Raw genomic sequence first — 17,970 nt, 5'->3', positions numbered from 1 at the left:
GGGGTGCGGCCCGGCGGTGCGAGGCGGCCCCCCGAGCGGCGCTATGGCGTGGCCGGGCGGGGCCCGGCGACGGCGCGCGCGGCCGCGGCCAGGCCGCGCTCGAGCGGCCCCTGGCCGACCTGGCGCCGCCACAGCCAGGCCCCGGCCAGCGCCAGCACCAGGAACCAGACCAGCACCGCGTTGGACGTCGGCGCCCACACGACCTGGTCGCCCAGGACGAAGATCGCCACGATCTGCGCGGTGTAGAGCGTCAGGCTCATCGACCCCGCCGCGGCCAGGGGGCTGAGCACCGCGCCGGCGGCCCGGCCCGCGGGCGTGGGCCGCGTCAGGAGCAGGAAGACCCCGATGACGGCGAGGGCCGTGCCGCAGTTGCCCACGACCTCCAGCGTGGTGTCCTCGTGCGCGGCGCCGCTGAGCAGGTGGAGGGTCAGCGGGGAGGCGTCCGGCCCAACGGCGTCCAGGGCCAGCCGGGAGAGCCCCCAGCCCAGCGCGGCCAGCCCCACGCCGACGACGACGAGCCGGGCCTGGGTGCGCGCCCGGGTGAGGTCGCTGCGCCCGAGGGCGAGCCCGAGCAGCAGGTAGACGAGGTAGACCATTGCCGGGTAGTACCCGGTGACGAGCTCGTCGCCCGGCAGGTGCACCGGGTCGGCCATCCCGCTGAGGCGGGCGGCCAGGCTCGGGCCGCCGTCGGGCACGGCGACGAGCGCGACGAGGGTGGGCGAGACGACCGCCGCGACGCCGGCCGCGAGCAGCAGCCACCGCCGCCGCACGCCGAGGACGGGCAGGGCGAGGAGGAACAGGACCGCGTAGGCGGGCAGGATCACCGCGACCGGGGTGCCCAGGGCCACGAGGACCCACCCGAGCAGCAGGAGCAGCCCGGCGCGCACCAGGGTGGTCATCCGGGCGTGGAGGAGGGCCAGTCCGGTCGGCAGGCGCTCGCGGCCGCTGCTCAGGGCCAGGGAGAGCCCGGCGAGGAGCGCGAACAGCGCGGCGGAGCGGCCGTCGGCGAGCACGAACCACGCCGGGTCGTGCGCCCCGTCCGGGCCGTCCGCCCCCAGGTGCGCCACGAACATCCCCACGATGGCCAGGCCGCGCGCCAGGTCGATGCCGACCAGGCGGCGCGCCGGCGCGGCCGGACGGTCGGCGGGCGGGGCGCCAGGCGTCCGCGGCTGTCGCGCCGCTGCCGACGCGGGCCGCGGTGGGGCGCCCTCGGCGGGCCGACTGGCGGCGGCCGGGGGAGCGGCGGGGTCGGGGACGGGCGCGGTCATGGGCCGAGGGTAGGCGCCGGGGGCCGCCGGCGGCGCACCAGCGCCCGCGCCAGCAGCCCGGCGGCGAGCACCGCGAGACCGGCGAGCAGGGACGCCGGGGGCAGCGTGAGGACGAGCACCACGCAGCCCACGACGCCGAGCACCTGCAGCGCCCGCGGGTAGCGCCGCTGCCCGGGCCCCTGGGTGAGGGCGGCGAGGTTGGCGACGGCGTAGTAGAGCAGCACCCCGGTGGAGCTGAACCCGATGAGCTCGCGCAGGTCCACCAGGAGCACGGCGACGGCCACGCACGCCCCGACCGCGGCCTCCGCCCGGTGCGGGACGTGGAAGCGTGGGTGGACCGCGGCCAGGCCACGGGGCAGGTCGCCCTCCCGGGCCATCGCCAGGCCGGTCCGGGCGACGCCGGCGAGCAGGGCGAGCAGCGCGCCCAGGCTCGCGGCCGCGGCACCCACCCGCACGACCGGCACCGCCCACGACGCCGAGCCCCCGGCGACGGCGTCGGCGAGCGGGGCGTGGGAGGCGGCCAGCCCGGCCGGGCCGAGCACGTGCAGGAGCGTCAGCGCGACGACGGCGTACAGCACGGCGACCAGCGCCAGCGTGGTCACGATGGCGCGCGGGATGGTCCGCGCGGGCTCCCGGACCTCCTCGCCGAGCGTGGCCACGCGCGCGTACCCGGCGAAGGCGAAGAAGATCAGCCCGGCGGCCTGGAGCACCCCCTGCGGCCCGGGCGCCGCGCCGCCCCCGGCGCCGGCCGGCGGCTCCGCGCCGCCGAGCAGCGCGCCGAGGACCGCCACGGCCAGGGCCACCAGGACGACGGCGACCAGGACCCGGGCGAGCCCGGCCGTGCGGGTGATGCCCCGCCAGCTCACCGCCGTCAGCGCCAGCACGGCCACCGCCGCGACCGGCCGCTGCCAGGGCCCGGGCACCGTGTAGGCCGCGAACGTCGTGGCCATCGCCGCGCACGAGGCGGTCTTGCCGATGACGAAGGACCAGCCGGCCGCGAAGCCCCACCACGGCCCGAGCTGCGTGCGGCCGTAGACGTACGTGCCGCCGGAGGTGGGGTAGGTGGCGGCGAGCTGCGCCGTCGACGTGGCGTTGCACGTGGCGACGACGAGGGCCAGGGCGAGCCCGGCGAGCAGCCACGACCCGGCGGCCTGGGCGGCGGGGGCGAAGACGGCGAAGACGCCGGCCCCGATCATCGACGCGAGGCCGATGACGATCGCGTCGGGCAGGCCGAGGCGCCGCACCAGGCGGCCGGGTGGGGGAGTCACGGCGGGCACGCTAGCCCGGGTGGGTGTCCGGAGGGTGTCCGCGCCGGGGCCCCGGCGCGCTCGGGCGCGGAGCCCGACGTGATGCCGCAGGAGCGCGTGGCACGGGCGGCGTCGCCGCCGGCGCGACGGGTGCGCGCTCGAGGACCGGGGTGAGCCACACCCGGAGCAGTCGCGGCATCGAGATCCTTCCCGCCGGGCCGCCCGGCGGGCGCCGCCGGGCGGGTGCCTGTGCTGTGACGGGCCCTCGAGGGACCCGGCAGACGCGGGGGCGTGACGGCGCGGGGCACGGGGCCCCTCGCTCGCGAGCGTACGCGCCGGAGGTGGCACGGGTGCACCCCGGGGACGGCGGCGAAACGGTCACGTCGCGCCGCGGAGCCGCTGACCGCGCGTCTGGCGGAGTGCCCCTGGACGCTCTGCCCCGTCGACCGCCTACCGCCGACCCTCCGACCGCCGACCGTCGGCGCGGCCGCTCCTGCGGTGTCGGGTGCGGGCGTGACCCGCCTCTCGATTTGCGGCCGTTTCCCGCCAATGATAATTGGGCGACGAAATTCGTCGACACGTTTCGACATTAACCGACTGTTTACGTCGGATCCGTCGGAGGGCCTTTCGGATTCGTGTCGCCGTATGTTACGTTTCGATCACGGCAAGAAAATCGTTTGGGGGGGCCGTGAAGGACCAGATGCGTGATCGATGGCCGTGTTGTTGCCGGCGCCTGGTGCCCGTGCGGGGCATCGCGCTGGGCTGAGCATTCTCTCGTCGCTCCGGACATGAGCGCGACGCCGTCCGGGAGCGCCGTTCCACCACCGTTCCGCACGCGCTAGCCGCTGGCTGGGTTGATCCGGCCGCAGCTGATGCCTGCCCGAGAACAGCATGAGAACCACGCCCGAGGGCATCGCTGCGGCATGCCCTCGGACGGCTAGCGGCCTGCCCGCGTGCGGGTCCGAACCCGGTTCGGAAACAGGGCCGGCGCATGCCAACAAACCGGGCGAGGAATAACCGGGAACATATCCGGTGCACGCCCACAATGCTGGCCCGCGCATGCCCACAACAAGGCGGCGCGCGCCTCGGGTGTGCCGTGTCCGGCCGTGCAAGAACACCTCGGCTGCGGTGGTCGGTGTCCGTTGACCGCTGACGTGGGCGCGCCGTGCGCCCGTCAGGAGATTTTCCGATGTTCGTATTCCTACTCATGCTTCGCCATGCCTTCGTGGAGGACGGGCACCTGTATCTGTTCGCCGTCTTCTCCGCCATCGTGTGGGGGCTGTGGCTGCTCAAGATCTTCCTCTCGCGCCGGTACCGGCCGTGGACGGCGCCGCACGAGACGACCACCAGCGTCGTCATCCCGGTCGTCGACGAGCCGCTGGACCTGTTCCGGGACGTTCTCACGCGCATCTGTGCGCAGTCGCCGACCGAGACGATCGTCGTGATCAACGGGCCCCGCAACGTCGAGCTCGAGCAGGTGTGCGCGGAGTTCGCGGACGACGGCGTGCAGTGGACGTGGACGCCGGTCCCGGGCAAGCGCAACGCGGTCAAGGTGGGCACCGAGATGGCCTCCGGCGAGATCCTCGTCCTCGTCGACTCCGACACCGTCTGGGCGCGCGACACCCTGTCCGAGCTGGTCAAGCCCTTCGCCGACGCGCGCGTCGGCGGGGTCACCACCGCCCAGCGGATCCTTGACCCGGGCCGGTCCTTCCTCACTCGCTGGGCGGACTGGCTGGAGAACAGCCGGGTGAAGTACTCCATGCCGGCCCAGTCCGTGCTCGGGCAGGTCGGGTGCCTGCCGGGACGTACCATCGCCTTCCGTCGCCAGGTGGTCGTCGACGCCATGGACGACTTCATGCATGCCCGCTTCCTCGGCGTGTTCCTCGAGGTCAGCGACGACCGCACGCTGACGAACCTCACCCTCAAGCAGGGCTACAAGACCGTCTACCAGGCCACCTCGATGGTGTGGACGGACGCGCCCACCCGGCTGCGCAAGCTCGCCAAGCAGCAGCTGCGCTGGTCCCGGGGCTCGCAGTACAACACCCTGCGGATGCTGCCGTGGATGATCGGCCACGCCCCCGTGCTGGCGATCTTCTTCCTTACCGACATCATCCTGCCCTTCCTGCTCGCCGGGGCCGTCATCGGCGCGGTGTACCGCATCGGCACGGGCACCGGCATCAACTACTACGGCGCCCTCATCGCCGAGCACGGCTCGACGATCGGCGTGACCGCGGTCGTCGTCCTCACCCTCCTCGCCACCGGGCTCTCGATGGGGGTGCGCCACCTGCGCCACCTCGTCGAGGTCCCCGGCGACTGGTGGCGGATGCCGCTCTACGTGGTGTTCTCCTCACTCTTCCTCATGCCCATCCGGCTGCTCGGCTTCTTCCGGATGGCCCACGTGGCCGGCTGGGGGACCCGCGCGAACGCCTACGCCGGCACGAGCACCGACGAGGCGGTCGGCGGTGACCTCATCGCCGAGCTCGAGGCGACCGGCGAACCCGGGCCGGTGGACGTGGTCGACCGTCCGGAGGAGGCACTCCACCCGGGCACCGCCGCCGGTCCCGGTCCCGACACCTCGACCGCGACCCGGACCGCCGTGGCCACCCGCACCCGCCGCGCGGTCGAGGCCGCTCCCGCGGCGCCGGCACCGCGGAAGCGGCGCCGCGTCAACCCCGCCGCGGCCATCCCGTACGTCATCGGGCTGGCCTTCCTGTCCCTGCTCACGATCTTCGAGGCGACCCTTGTCTGACCAGACCCTGAGAAGCACCTGGGCCGGACCGGCCAACGTCTTCGGCGCCGCCGTGGCGGCCGCCGGGGCGACCAGCCTGCGCACCCGGCTCATCGCCGTCGGCCTCGTGGCCGCGCTCGTCGCGACGTCGCTCGTCGTGTGGGGCACCCCGTCCCTGCGGGCGACCGTCGGCGACCCCGTCACCCGCGCGGTCAGCGCCCTGGGGGGCGCGCCGCCCGCCGCGGCCGCGCAGGCGGGCGACCCCGCCGAGGCGGAGCTGCTCGCCCGGCGCGCGGAGACCCGGGCCACCCTGACCGCCCTGGCCGAGGCGCTGCAGGCCGCCGACCGGGAGACCGCCGCGGAGCTGGCCCGCAAGGTGCTCGACACCTCCCGGACGGACCCGATGCTCGGCGAGATGCTCGCGGACATCAACCTCACCGAGGAGCTGCTCTGGCGGATCGCCGGCTCGGGCTCGGCCCGCTCCTTCGAGGAGCTGCTCGCCGAGTCCGGCTACGCACGCGCCGGCGACGGCGCCGCCGGGGGCTCGGCGGCCGCGGGCGGCGGCTCGGCGGGCGGTGGCGCCGGCTCGGCGGGCGGTGGCGCCGGCTCGGCCGGCACCACCGGCGGCGCGGGTGGCGCGGGCTCCGGAGGCCCGGGAGCGTCCGGCGCGGTCGGTCCCGCCGGGGCCGACAGCACCGAGCATGCGCCGGCCCCCACGAACCGGCCGGCCGCCCCCAGCAGCCCGAAGGCACCGACGAAGTGCTGGGAGTTCACCTGGCAGCAGGACGCCCAGGCCGTCTACGTCGCCGACCCGTCCGACCCGCACGGCCTGGACGGCAACCCCGGGCCGCGGGACGACGACGGCATCGCCTGCCGCGACCTGCCCGACGACCCCAACCGCGCCCCGAGCAAGCCCTACTGGCAGTTCGTCCCCAGCGCCCCGCCGGCGGACGAGCTCCTCAACCCGGCCCAGCAGTACTTCGGGATCTTCACCGAGGAGTCGCCCTACCACTTCGGCGAGGTCGACGAGGTCGCCGCGACGCTGCAGCACATGCCCAGCTCGGTGACCTACTTCGCCGGCTGGGACCAGGACTTCCGCCCGGACGCGGCCACGGACGCGTGGACCCGCGGCATGCTGCCGATCATCTCCTGGGAGGCGCGCCCCAACGTCACCGACATGGGCCCGGACACCAACAACGCCGTGGACCCGGACTACCAGCTGGCCGACATCGTCGCCGGCGCGCACGACGAGTACCTGCGCCAGTACGCCGCCGACGTCGTCGAGTTCGGCCTGCCGGTCGGGATCCGGCTCATGCACGAGATGAACGGCCACTGGTACCCCTGGTCCGAGCAGACCAACGGGAACAAGCCGGGCGAGTACATCGCCGCCTGGCGCCACGTCCACGACATCTTCACCGCCGCCGGCGCCGAGAACGTGCTGTGGATCTGGGCGCCGAACACCATCGAGTTTCCCCAGGCCCAGCCGCTCGAGCAGCTCTACCCCGGCGACGCGTACGTGGACATGGTCGGTCTCTCCGGCTACTACCGGAAGCCGATCGAGGGCAAGGAGGCGTCCTTCCAGAACACCTACGGCAAGTCCGTCGCGGGGCTGCGGGCGGTCGCGCCCGGCAAGCCCATCTGGCTGACCGAGGTGGGCGCCACCGAGACCGGCGGCAACAAGGTCGACTGGGTGACGAGCTTCTTCGAGGCCCTGGGGCAGAACCCGGACATCATCGGCTTCACCTGGTTCCAGCGCGAGGTCACGGCCATCCCGATCGGCGAGTCCGAGCCCGTCACCAACGACTGGCGCCTGACCTCCTCGCCGGAGGTGACGCTGGTGGCCCAGCACGGGCTGCGCAACGGCAACTTCAGCGAAGGCTCGCCCAAGCAGCCCAAGACCGAGCTCGCGCCGCTGCCGGCCGGGGAGCCGACGCCGGCGCCCACGCCGGACCCCACCGAGGAGCCCGCGGAGGAATCGCCGGCGCCCACGGATCAGCCGACGGCGGATCCCACCGAGGAGCCGACGGCGGCGCCGACCGAGCCCCCCGCGGACACGCCGACCGACGACCCGGCCGGTGGACCGACCCCGGCGCCCACCCCCGAGCCGACGGCGTCGGCCACGCAGCAGCCGGCGGGCGACGGGGAGCCGGCCGCCGAGCAGGCGTCGGCGTCGTCCCGCCGGCAGCTCGCCACCGCGGGGAGCACGCCATGACGACCGGCGGCCACCCGACCGACCACCACGACACCACCTGCGCCGAGACCGGCGAGAACCCCGAAGGAGCTGACATGGCACTGCGCATCACCGTCATCGGTACCGGATATCTGGGCGCCGTCCACGCCGCCGGCATGGCCGAGCTCGGCCACGACGTGATCGGCGTCGACGTCGACGAGCGCAAGGTCGACACCCTCAACGCCGGCCGGGCCCCGTTCTTCGAGCCCGGCCTCGAGCCCCTGCTCGCCAAGCACGTCGGGTCCGGGCGGCTGCGGTTCACCACCTCCTTCGCCGAGGCGGGGGAGTTCGGCGACGTCCACTTCCTGTGCGTCGGCACCCCGCAGCAGCCGGGGAGCCGGGGCGCGGACCTGCGGTACGTCGACGCCGCGATCGACGCCCTCGCCCCGCACCTGCAGCGGCCCGCGCTGATCGCCGGGAAGTCGACCGTCCCGGTCGGCACGGCCGAGCGCCTCGCCGCGCGCCTGGCGGCGAAGGCGCCCGCCATGGAGGAGGTCCACCTCGCCTGGAACCCGGAGTTCCTCCGCGAGGGGTTCGCCGTCGAGGACACGCTGCGGCCCGACCGCCTCGTGCTCGGCGTGACGAGCCGCACCGACGCCGCCGTGCTCGAGCGGGTCTACGCCAAGGTGCTGCAGGCCGGCACCCCGCTGGTGGTGACCGACATGCCCACCGCCGAGCTGGTCAAGGTGGCCGCGAACTCCTTCCTGGCCACGAAGATCTCCTTCATCAACGCCATGGCCGAGGTGTGCGAGGCGGCCGGCGCCGACGTCGTGGAGCTGTCCCAGGCGCTCTCCTACGACGAGCGGATCGGCGGGAAGTTCCTGCGCGCCGGCCTCGGCTTCGGCGGCGGCTGCTTGCCCAAGGACATCCGCGCGTTCACCACCCGCGCCGCCGAGCTCGGCGCGCACGAGGCGTTGAACTTCCTGCGGGAGGTCGACGAGGTCAACATGCGCCGCCGGTCGCGCGTGGTCGACCTGGTGCGGGAGCTGCTGGGCGGGTCGGTGCTGGGCGCCAAGGTCGCCGTCCTCGGGGCGGCGTTCAAGCCCAGCACCGACGACGTGCGCGACTCGCCAGCGCTCAACGTCGCCGCCACGCTCCACCTCGCCGGCTCCCAGGTGGTGGTGCACGACCCGGAGGCGAACGCCAACGCCGCGGCGAAGTTCCCCACCCTGAGCTACGCGGCCACGGCGGCGGAGGCCGTCGCCGGCGCCGACGTCGTCGTGCTGGCCACCGAGTGGGAGCAGTTCACCTCGATGGACCCCGTCGAGCTGGGCCAGCAGGTGGAGTACCGGCGCATCGTCGACGCCCGCAACGCGCTGGACCCGCAGCGGTGGGCCGACGCCGGGTGGGCGTACCGGGGGATGGGCCGCCCCGCGCCGACCGCCACGATCCCCGCCTCGGTCGAGCGCCTCATCGCGGCCACGCCGTCCGGCGCCGTGCCGCAGCTGCCCGCCGTCACCGCGACGGCCTACGACCGGGTGGCGCCGGCCCCCACCCTCGCGTGACCGGGAGCACCCGATGGCAGTGACCGCGCCGGCGGCGCCGACGCCCGCCGCGCCCCGGGCGCGGCGGGACCGGGCCGAGCCGCACCGCGCCGGCTTCCGGCCGGACATCGAGGGACTGCGCGCCGTCGCGTGCGGCCTCGTCGTCCTCGGGCACGCGGGGGTGGGCTTCCTGCCCGGCGGGTACGTCGGGGTGGACGTCTTCTTCGTCATCTCCGGGTTCCTCATCACCTCGCTGCTCCTGCGCGAGATCGCCCGGGACGGGCGGGTGGACCTGCCGCGCTTCTACGCCCGGCGGGCCCGGCGCCTGCTGCCCGCCGCGGCGCTGGTCGTGGTGGCCACCATCGCCGGCGCCTGGTTCTTCCTCTCGCCCATGGCGGGGAAGGAGACCGCCGTCGACGGGCTCTGGACGGTCTTCTACGCCCTGAACGTCAAGCTCGCGGCGGAGGGCACCGACTACCTCAACGCCCAGGAGGCGCCGTCGCTGCTGCAGCACTTCTGGTCGCTGGCCGTGGAGGAGCAGTTCTACCTGGCGTGGCCGGTGCTGCTCCTGGCCGTGGCCGGCACGTTCGTGGCGCGCGGCTCTGCCGCGGCGCGGGCCGCGGCCGACGGCCATCCGAAGGTGCGCACCGGCCGCGTCGCGTCGGTGCTCGTGCTGGTCGTGGCCGGGTCGCTGGCGCTGAGCGTGTGGCAGACCGGCGTGGCCCAGCCGTGGGCGTACTTCGGGCTGCACGCCCGGGCGTGGGAGCTCGCGGTCGGGGCGCTGCTCGCCGTCGGTCTGTCGGCGGTGCGCCGGCTCTGGACCCCGGCCGCCGTGCTGCTCGGCTGGGCGGGGCTGGCGGCGCTGCTCTACGCCGGCGTCTCCTACGACGGCTCGACGGCGTTCCCCGGGCACGCCGCCGCCCTGCCGGTGTGCGGGGCCGCGGCGATCATCGCCGCCGGGGCGGCCGCGCCGGGCCGCGGCGTGGGCCGGGTCCTCGGCGTGCGCCCGCTGACCGCGGTCGGTGGACTGTCCTACGGGTGGTACCTGTGGCACTGGCCGGCCCTGACGCTGCTGCCCGCCGCGTTCGGCCTGACGGCGTCCGGTCCGGTCCTGCTCCTGGCCGCGGCGGCCGCGCTGGTCCTGGCCGCGATCTCGCTGCGGCTCGTGGAGAACCCGATCCGGTTCGCGCCGTCGCTGTCGTCCCCGGGGGACGGCCTGTCGCTGGGGTTCGCGGTGTCCTCCGTCCTCGCCCTGACCGCGGTCGTGGCCCTGGTCGTCCCCGGCGGGGCGCCGCGCGGGGAGCGGGTCGACATCGCCGCCCTCGCCCAGGAGCCCGGCGCCAGCCTGCAGCCGGTGCTCCGGGAGTCGGTCGACGCCGGCGCCGCCCCGGCGAACCTCACGCCCACGATCGAGTCGGCCAAGGCGGACCTGCCCGCCTCGCGCGCGGACGGCTGTCACGCCGACCTCCTCGAGGACGCCCCCGCCGAGCCGTGCCTGTACGGCGACCCGGCCGGGCCGCGGACGCTGGTGCTGTTCGGCGACTCGCACGCCGACCAGTGGCAGCCGGCCCTGGACGAGGCGGCCAAGGCGGCGGGCTGGAAGGTGGTGCACCGGACGAAGTCGGCGTGCACGCCGGCGCTGATGACCATCGACTCGGCCGACCTGGGCCGGGAGTACACCGAGTGCGACACTTGGCGCGACGACGTCCTCGCCGAGATCGGCCAGCTCCGTCCCGACCTGGTCGTCATGGGCGCCTCGTACGGCCTCGGCGGGGACGACGCCGCCCGGTGGGGGGCCGCCATGTCCAGCACGACGGCGCGCCTGGCCCAGGCGGCCGGCCGGGTGGTCCTCCTCGATGACATCCCGGTGCGGTCGAGCTCGGGCGCGGACTGCGTGGCGGCGAACCTCGACGACGTCGCGACGTGCGCGGTGGACCGCGGCGCGGCCACCCCGCACGGCGAGGTCGCCGAGGCCGTGCGGGAGGCGGTGACCGGGGCCGGCGGGGAGGTGGTGCGCACGCTCGACTGGTTCTGCACCGAGGACGTCTGCCCCGAGGTGATCGGGAACTACCTGGTCCACCGCGACGCCACCCACGCGACCGCGAGCTACGTGCGGTTCCTCACCCCGTGGCTGGCGGAGGAGGTGGGGCTGACGGCGGCGTGAGCGCGCCGCCTCAGCCCGCGGTCGTCAGCTGCCGGGTGGCGGTGGTGGCGCCGGAGGCGTTGGTCGCCGTCGCCCGGATCTCGTAGCTCGTCCCCGGGGTGAGGCCGGTGGCGGGCACGCTGAGCCAGCGGTACCCGGTGTGGGCGGCGACGGGCACCGGCGCCAGCCGGACCGGGGCGCCGCCGCCGGCGGGGACGAGCTCGACCGCCAGGGTGGTGTCGCGGGAGTGCGGGTGCACCCGGGCGTTGACCGTCGCCGCGGTCGGGGTGACGCTGCCGGGGGCGTCCAGCAGCACCGTCGGCGCCCCGGTGGTGTCGACGTACCGGTTGGCCACCTCCCCGGTGCCGGCCGCCGTGGTGGCGGTCACCTGGAAGGAGTACCGGGTGCCGGGGGCCAGGCCCGTCAGCGTTGCGCGGACCTCCTGCGTCCCGTCCTTCGCGGGGACCTCGAGCGTGCGCTGCTGCTCGTCCGGGGCGCTGACGCCCCAGGAGAAGGTCACCGTGCCGGGCAGGCCCTGGGTGTTGACCCATGCCTTCAGCGTCGCCCCGGTGTCGCCGTCGGCGGTGCCGTCGGCGCTGAGCGTCGGTTTCGCGCCGGCAGCGGTGGTCAGCGGCCGGGTGGCGGTGCCGGCGCCGGCGTCGTTGGTCGCACGGGCGCGGACGTCGTAGGTGGTGCCCGGGCTCAGGCCGGTGGCCGGCACGCTGAGCCACCGGTAGCCGGTGTGGGCGGGGACGGCGACCGGGGCGAGCCGGACCGGCTTGCCGCCGCCGGTGGGCACCAGCTCGAGGCCGAGCGTGGTGTCCAGGGACTGCGGGTGGACGCGGGCGTTGAGGGTGGCCGAGGTGGCCGTCACCGCCGTCGGGGCGTCGAGGAGCACGGCGGGAGCGCCGGTGGTGTCGACGTACCGGTTGGTGACCTCGGTGGTGCCTGCGGCGGTGGTCGCGGTGACCCGGAAGGAGTACCGGGTGGCGGGGCTCAGCCCGGTGAGCGGCGCGCGGACCTCCTGGGTCCAGTCCTTGGCGGGGACGTCGATCGTGGTGCTGTGCTCGTCGGCGCTGGCGGTGCCCCAGGAGAAGGTGAGCGAGCCGGGCAGGCCGCGGGTGTTGACCCACGCCTTCAGCGTCACGCCGGTGTCGCCGTCGGTGGTGCCGTCGGCGCTGAGCGTGGGAGCCGGCGCGGCGGCGATGGTGCGGGTGTCGGTGGCGGTGGAGCCGTCGGACGCGGTGACGGTGAGGCGGGCGTCGTGCTGGCCGGAGTCGTAGGTGTGCCGCAGCACGGCCGGCGGGGTGCTGGTCCCGGTCGCGGCCGGCGTGCCGTCGCCGAAGTCCAGCCGCCACTCGGCGATCCCGGCGCCGGAGGCGTGACCCGCGGCGGCGGAGGCGGCGCCGTCGAAGGTCACCGTCAGCGGCCCGGGACCGTGGACGACGTCGGTGAGCAGGGACGCGGTGGTGCGCCCGTGCGCGGCGGGGAGCGCGGCGACGTCGGTGAAGGCCTGGAGAGACGCCGGGCTCGAGTCGAGCCACCAGGGGCAGTTGCCGTGGGTGTGGAAGTAGGACACGGCCTTGATCTCGGGCATGCCGTCCAGGGCGGCGGCCGCCTCGCGCAGCCACTGGGCCTTGCGCTGCGGCTCGGCCGGGTCCTCGGCGGAGCCGTACTCGGCGAGCATGAGCGGCTTGCCGTGGGCCTTGCCGAAGGTGCGGAAGGGGGAGACGACGGTGGCCAGCGGCCGCCACGCGGCCGGCTTGCCGGGGGAGCAGCCGTACCAGTTGTAGGCGTCCAGGCCCAGCCAGTCGACGGCGTCGTCGCCGGGGTAGTACGCCGCGGCCCCGGCGCCCACGTAGGCCGACCCGAAGCTGGAGGGCGTCATGATCCACGTGAAGGCGGCGTTGGTGACGCCTTCGACGCGGAAGACGGCGACGTAGTGGCGCCAGGCGGCGACGTACTCCGCCGGCGTGCCGAACGCCGTCTCGATGTCCGGCTCGTGGTGGAAGGTGAGGAAGACCGGTGCGCCGAGGGACGCCACCGCCCGGGCCTGGGCGGCGATGTCGGCGTCGACCGTCCCGGAGGCGACCTGGGCCCAGGAGATCTTCGTACCGTCGCGCCGCTCGGGCCGGACGGAGAGGATCGGCGTGCGGCCCCGGGCGACGTCGGCGCGGACGGTGGCCTGGGCGAGGTCATCGTCCCAGCGCAGGAACAGCCGGTGCAGGTCGATCTTGCGCCCGATCGCGTTCTCGAATGCCGCCGCGGCGTCCTGGCTGTCCCCGGCGTTCGGCATGGCGGGGGAGCCGCTGGGCGCGACGTAGGCGCCGAACAGGCGTCCGGCGGCGGGGATCAGCGAGGCGGCGGAGGCCTCCGCCGGACCGGGCGCCTCGGTGGCCTGCTCGGTGGCGGCGGCCCGCGCCGGGGCGGACGGCACGGCGGTGGCGGCGAGCACCGCGGCGAGCGCGGCGATGGCGGCCAGGAGGGGCGTGAGTTGGGGACGGGCGGAGCGGTGCGAAGGCGTGCGCGAGGGGAACATGACCAGGGCTCCAGGCAGGGAGAGGCGCGGCAGGGAGAGACAGAGCAGGGAGAGGCACGGCAGGGGAGCGCGGCAGGCAGGGCAGGGAGAGGCACGGCCGAACGGTCGGGTGCGGAAACCCCTATCGGCCGATGCAGGCAGGCGATGAGGAGCGGAAGGTGTGACACCGGGCGCGCGGGAGGCGCCGGCGAGCGGTGAGAACCGGCAGCGAGACGGGCAGGTGGTCGAGCGACTGCGCGCTCCCGGGACGCGTTTACGTTCCCGCTTCGGCCGATATCAGGCTAGGGCTCGGACGATGTCGCCGCCATGCGGACCGGGTGTGGCCTTGGCGGCAGTTTCTGCGGAAGGAGTCAGGCCGCGGCGTCGCCGAGCAGCGCCGTCGTCACCGCGAGCAGGCGGGCGCGCAGCGGCTCGGCGCGGCCGGCGAAGGCCCGCTGCTGCGCCACGTACTCCGCCCGGCCCGCGGCGGTCTCGATCGCCACCGGGGTGTGCCCGAGGCTTGTCACGTCGTAGGGCGAGGCGCGCATGTCGAGCACCCGGATGTCGCGGGCGAGCTCGAAGCAGTCGAGGAGCAGCTCGCCCGGGCAGGCCGGCCCGAGCTTCAGGGCCGTCTTGAGCAGGTCCATGTTGGCGTGCAGGCACCCGGGCTGCTCGAGGTCGAGCTGGGTGGCCCGCTCCGGCTGGATCCGGTTGAGCGGGCGGGCCGGCGCGGTGAAGAACCGGAAGGCGTCGTAGTGGGTGCACCGCACCGGATGGGACTCCACGACGGCGTCGGTGCCCGCCTGGCCCAGCCGCAGCGCCAGGGGGTGGCGGTGCGCCCCCTGGCGGTAGACCATCGCCCACTCGTGCAGCCCCAGGCACCCCAGGTGGGCGGGGCGGCCTGCGGTGCGCGCGAGGAGCCCGTGCAGCCAGCGCACGCCGTCGCCCCGGTCCGCCAGGTACGCCGGGACGTCGAGGACGACGGCGCCGCCCACGGTCGCGTGCGTCCAGCGCCAGGTCGCGCGCTCACCGAGCTGGTCCGCGGTGCCGGCCAGGGCGACGCCGACGCCGGGGTGCCAGCGGCGCAGCCGGGCGGGCCGGACGCCGTAGTACTCGTAGAGGAAGTCCTCGATCGGGTGCGTGAGGCGGCGCGAGCGGCGCTCGCGGTGCGCCGCCGTGAGCGCGTCGGCGCGGGCGGCGTGGGCCTCGGCCCGGGCCCGCCACTCGGTCGCGGGCAGCACCGCGACGTCGAGAGCGGGCGTGGTCATGGCGTCCAGGGTAGGCGGCGGCGGGGTTAGCGTGCGCTCATGCCCCGGCGCGAGGAGACCTACACCCACGGCCACCACGACAGCGTCGTGGCCGCGCACGCGGTCCGCACCGCCGAGAACTCCGCGGCCTACCTCCTCGAGCACCTGCGCCCGGGCATGAGCGTGCTCGACGTCGGGTGCGGGCCGGGCACCATCACCGTGGGCCTGGCCGACCGGGTGGCCCCCGGCCCGGTCGTCGGCCTGGACCGCGACGCGGGCGTGCTGCGCCGGACCCGGAGCGGCGCCGCGCGGGCCAACCTCCGCTACGCCGTCGGCGACGTGTACGCCCTGCCGGTCGCGACGGCGAGCGTGGACGTCGTGCACGCCCACCAGGTGCTCCAGCATCTCGGCGACCCGGTGGCCGCGCTGCGCGAGCTGCACCGGGTGCTCCGCCCCGGCGGGCTGCTCGCGGTGCGCGACGCCGACTACGCCGCCATGACGTGGTACCCCGAGGACGCCGACCTGACCGGGTGGAACGACCTCTACCACCGCGTCGCCCGCCACAACGGCGGCGAGCCGGACGCCGGGCGGCGCCTGCACGCGTGGGTGCGGGCGGCCGGGTTCACCGACGTCGCCGCCTCGGCCGGCACCTGGTGCTTCACCACCGTGCACGAGCGCGCCTGGTGGGCGGGGCAGTGGGCCGAGCGGGTGCGCCAGTCGGCGCTGGGGGAACAGGCCGTGGCCCAGGGCCTCGCCGAGCCGGCGGACCTCGAGCGGCTGGCCGAAGCGTGGTTGCGGTGGGCCGCCGCCGAGGACGGCTGGTTCGTCGTCCTCCACGGCCAGGTGCTCGCGCGGCGCGGGTAGCGCACGGGCGGTCCGGCGCCGCGAACTAGGGTGGGCGCATGCTCATCGCACGGTTCACGGCGGGGGAGAACCCGCGTTACGGCGTCCTCGACGAGGAGTCCGACGAGCTCGTCGTGCTCAAGGACGACCCCATCTACGGCGACCTGTCCACCACCGGCGAGCGGGTGAAGGTGGACGAGGTCCGCCTGCTCTCGCCCGTCATCCCGCGCTCGAAGATCATCGGGATCGGCCGCAACTACGCCGCCCACGCGGCGGAGATGGGCAACGAGGTCCCCGACGAGCCGGTGGTCTTCCTCAAGCCCAACACCTCCGTCATCGGCCCGGGCGACCCCATCGTGCTGCCGCCGTACTCCCGCGAGGTGCACCACGAGGCCGAGCTCGCCGTCGTCATCTCCCGGATGTGCAAGTACGTGCCGGTGGAGAAGGCCGACGACGTCATCTTCGGCTACACCGCCGCCAACGACGTCACCGCCCGGGACAAGCAGCGCTCGGACGTGCAGTGGACCCGGGCCAAGGCCTTCGACACGTCCTGCCCGCTGGGCCCGTACCTCGCCGTGGACGTCGACGTCTCCGACGTCGCCGTGCGCGCCCGGGTCGACGGCGAGCTGCGCCAGGACGGGCGCACCGGCCAGCTCGTGCGCTCGGTGCCCGAGCTCGTCGCGTACGTCTCGTCGATCTTCACGCTCCTGCCCGGCGACGTCATCCTCACCGGCACCCCGGCCGGCGTGGGGCCGATCGACGCCGGCCAGCGCGTCGAGGTCGAGGTCGAGGGGATCGGCACGCTGGCGAACCCGGTGGTCCGCCGAGACTGACCCCAGGCCAGGCCAGGCCAGGCCAGGCCAGGCCAGGCCAGGGCCAGGCCAGGCCAGGCCAGGGCGAGGCGGGCGCCCCGGCGCGGTCAGGTGCTCCGGCCCGGTCAGGCGCCCCGGCGCGCCAGCGCGGCCCCCATCTGCTCCAGCGCGCGGCGCAGGATCGGCCGGGGCGTGGCCATGACCAGGCGGACACAGCCCTCACCGGCGTCCCCGCACGCGACGCCGTCGGTGAGGGCGACCCCGGCCTCGCGCCGGAAGAACGCAGCCGCCGGCTCGTCGAGGCCCAGCCCGGCGCAGTCGAGCCAGGCGATGTAGGTGCCCTCGAGGTGGCTGAGCACCGCCCCGGGCAGGTGCTCGGCCACCAGCTCCTCGAGCAGCCCGCGGCCGGCGCGCAGGTAGTCGACGACGCCGGCCAGCCAGCCGCCGTCGTCGGTGTAGACCGCCGTGGCGGCGCGCGCGCCGAGCAGCCCGAGCGGGTTGCCGGCGTCCTCGGCGTAGGGCGCGAACCGGGCGGCGTCGGCGTCGTTGGACAGCACCATCTGCCCACACTTCAGCCCCGGGATGTTCCAGCCCTTCGAGGCGGCGACGGCGGTGACGGTGTGCGCCGCGGTGCGGTCGTCGAGCGCGGCGTAGGGCAGGTGGGGCCGCTCGTCCAGGACGAGCGGGGCGTGGATCTCGTCGGCGAAGACCCGCCCGCCGTGCCGCTCGACCACCTCGGCGACCTCGAGCAGCTCCTCGCGGCCGAGCACCCGGCCCACCGGGTTCCACGGGTTGCACAGCACCAGCAGGCGTGCGCCGGCCGCGAAGGCCGCGTCGATCCCCTCCAGGTCGAGGCTGTAGCGACCGGCGTCCACCCGGCTCGGCACCTGGATCACCTCCCGCCCGGCCGCCACCGGCACCGTGAGGAACGGCATGTACGCCGGGGTGGGGACGATGACCGCGGAGCCCTCGGGGGTGAAGTGCCGGATCGTCTGCCGCAGGGCGGTGAGCACGTCGGGCAGCGGGTGCACCCGCTCGGCCGGGACCGCCCAGCCGGTGGTCCGGGCCAGCCAGCCGGCCGTCGCCTCGCGCAGCGCCCGCACGTCGCGATCGGTCAGGTAGCCCAGGGCGCCGTCGGCCGCGGCGCGCTCAAGCACCGCCGTGACCTGTGGGGGCACCCCGAAGTCCATCTCCGCGACGAACATGCCGATGGTCCCCGGGTAGGTGGTCCACTTGACCCCGCCGGCCGCCCGCAGCTGCTCGATGGTGATGTGGTCGAAGTCCGCCCGCATACCCGCCCTCGCTCGCCGTCGCCGGTGATGCGCGACGCGGTGCCGCGCCGGCACCGCGACGCTACCGCCCGGCACCGAGACCGGCGGCCCGGGGCGGGCCGGGCCCGTGCGCGCCGGCGGCCCGGCTCGCGCCCGGCGGCGGCCCGGCCCGCACCCGG

11 protein-coding genes are annotated in these 17,970 nt (G+C 75.5%); 6 read left to right on the top strand and 5 right to left on the bottom strand.

What is annotated here, in order from left to right:
• Positions 1-41: 41 nt before the first annotated feature.
• A complete protein-coding gene (locus GD880_RS17890) occupies positions 42-1,268 on the bottom strand; it encodes a heparan-alpha-glucosaminide N-acetyltransferase domain-containing protein (protein WP_152232972.1) in 1,227 nt (408 codons plus the stop codon).
• A complete protein-coding gene (locus tag GD880_RS17885) occupies positions 1,265-2,536 on the bottom strand; it encodes an APC family permease (protein WP_152232971.1) in 1,272 nt (423 codons plus the stop codon). The genes GD880_RS17890 and GD880_RS17885 overlap by 4 nt, the downstream gene beginning before the upstream one ends.
• Positions 2,537-3,704: 1,168 nt before the next feature.
• Between GD880_RS17885 and GD880_RS17880 the strand changes: the two genes are divergently transcribed.
• From GD880_RS17880 to GD880_RS17865, 4 genes are all read left to right on the top strand, one after another.
• Complete coding sequence (locus GD880_RS17880; RefSeq protein WP_152232970.1) at positions 3,705-5,264, top strand: glycosyltransferase; 1,560 nt, start codon at positions 3,705-3,707, stop codon at positions 5,262-5,264.
• Positions 5,257-7,455 (top strand): glycosyl hydrolase, encoded by a 2,199-nt coding sequence (locus tag GD880_RS17875; protein WP_152232969.1) that lies wholly within the window; start codon positions 5,257-5,259, stop codon positions 7,453-7,455. The genes GD880_RS17880 and GD880_RS17875 overlap by 8 nt, the downstream gene beginning before the upstream one ends.
• A gap of 74 nt (positions 7,456-7,529) precedes the next feature.
• Positions 7,530-8,978 (top strand): UDP-glucose dehydrogenase family protein, encoded by a 1,449-nt coding sequence (locus tag GD880_RS17870; protein ID WP_152233007.1) that lies wholly within the window; start codon positions 7,530-7,532, stop codon positions 8,976-8,978.
• Between the two features lie 13 nt (positions 8,979-8,991).
• A complete protein-coding gene (locus GD880_RS17865) occupies positions 8,992-11,121 on the top strand; it encodes an acyltransferase family protein (RefSeq protein WP_152232968.1) in 2,130 nt (709 codons plus the stop codon).
• Positions 11,122-11,131: 10 nt separating this feature from the next.
• On the opposite strand, the gene GD880_RS17860 is transcribed toward GD880_RS17865, so the two are convergent.
• Positions 11,132-13,639: a PKD domain-containing protein gene (locus tag GD880_RS17860; protein WP_152232967.1), complete on the bottom strand. Its 2,508-nt coding sequence runs from the start codon at positions 13,637-13,639 to the stop codon at positions 11,132-11,134.
• Positions 13,640-13,989: 350 nt separating this feature from the next.
• Entirely contained in the window at positions 13,990-14,886 is an 897-nt protein-coding gene (locus tag GD880_RS17855) for a 3-methyladenine DNA glycosylase (RefSeq protein ID WP_152232966.1), read from the bottom strand.
• Between the two features lie 39 nt (positions 14,887-14,925).
• Between GD880_RS17855 and GD880_RS17850 the strand changes: the two genes are divergently transcribed.
• Positions 14,926-15,729, top strand: coding sequence for a methyltransferase domain-containing protein (locus GD880_RS17850; protein ID WP_152232965.1), 804 nt, complete (start codon positions 14,926-14,928; stop codon positions 15,727-15,729).
• A gap of 38 nt (positions 15,730-15,767) precedes the next feature.
• On the top strand, positions 15,768-16,541 hold the full coding sequence (locus tag GD880_RS17845) for a fumarylacetoacetate hydrolase family protein (protein ID WP_152232964.1): 774 nt from the start codon (positions 15,768-15,770) through the stop codon (positions 16,539-16,541).
• A 104-nt stretch (positions 16,542-16,645) separates the two neighbouring features.
• Here the strand turns inward: GD880_RS17845 and GD880_RS17840 are convergent, their stop codons facing one another.
• Positions 16,646-17,812: a MalY/PatB family protein gene (locus tag GD880_RS17840; RefSeq protein ID WP_152232963.1), complete on the bottom strand. Its 1,167-nt coding sequence runs from the start codon at positions 17,810-17,812 to the stop codon at positions 16,646-16,648.
• Between the last annotated feature and the right edge of the window lie 158 nt (positions 17,813-17,970).

The sequence above is a fragment of the Georgenia ruanii genome, from assembly GCF_009193175.1.
GTDB lineage: Bacteria > Actinomycetota > Actinomycetes > Actinomycetales > Actinomycetaceae > Georgenia > Georgenia ruanii.
This window is presented reverse-complemented; position numbering and strand designations above follow the sequence as displayed.

Coding starts and splice junctions, on each gene's coding strand:
- GD880_RS17890 (WP_152232972.1), bottom strand. CDS start 1,268: ATGACCGCGCCCGTCCCCGACCCCGCCGCTCCCCCGGCCGCCGCCAGT.
- GD880_RS17880 (WP_152232970.1), top strand. CDS start 3,705: ATGTTCGTATTCCTACTCATGCTTCGCCATGCCTTCGTGGAGGACGGG.
- GD880_RS17870 (WP_152233007.1), top strand. CDS start 7,530: ATGGCACTGCGCATCACCGTCATCGGTACCGGATATCTGGGCGCCGTC.
- GD880_RS17865 (WP_152232968.1), top strand. CDS start 8,992: ATGGCAGTGACCGCGCCGGCGGCGCCGACGCCCGCCGCGCCCCGGGCG.
- GD880_RS17860 (WP_152232967.1), bottom strand. CDS start 13,639: ATGTTCCCCTCGCGCACGCCTTCGCACCGCTCCGCCCGTCCCCAACTC.
- GD880_RS17855 (WP_152232966.1), bottom strand. CDS start 14,886: ATGACCACGCCCGCTCTCGACGTCGCGGTGCTGCCCGCGACCGAGTGG.
- GD880_RS17850 (WP_152232965.1), top strand. CDS start 14,926: ATGCCCCGGCGCGAGGAGACCTACACCCACGGCCACCACGACAGCGTC.
- GD880_RS17845 (WP_152232964.1), top strand. CDS start 15,768: ATGCTCATCGCACGGTTCACGGCGGGGGAGAACCCGCGTTACGGCGTC.
- GD880_RS17840 (WP_152232963.1), bottom strand. CDS start 17,812: ATGCGGGCGGACTTCGACCACATCACCATCGAGCAGCTGCGGGCGGCC.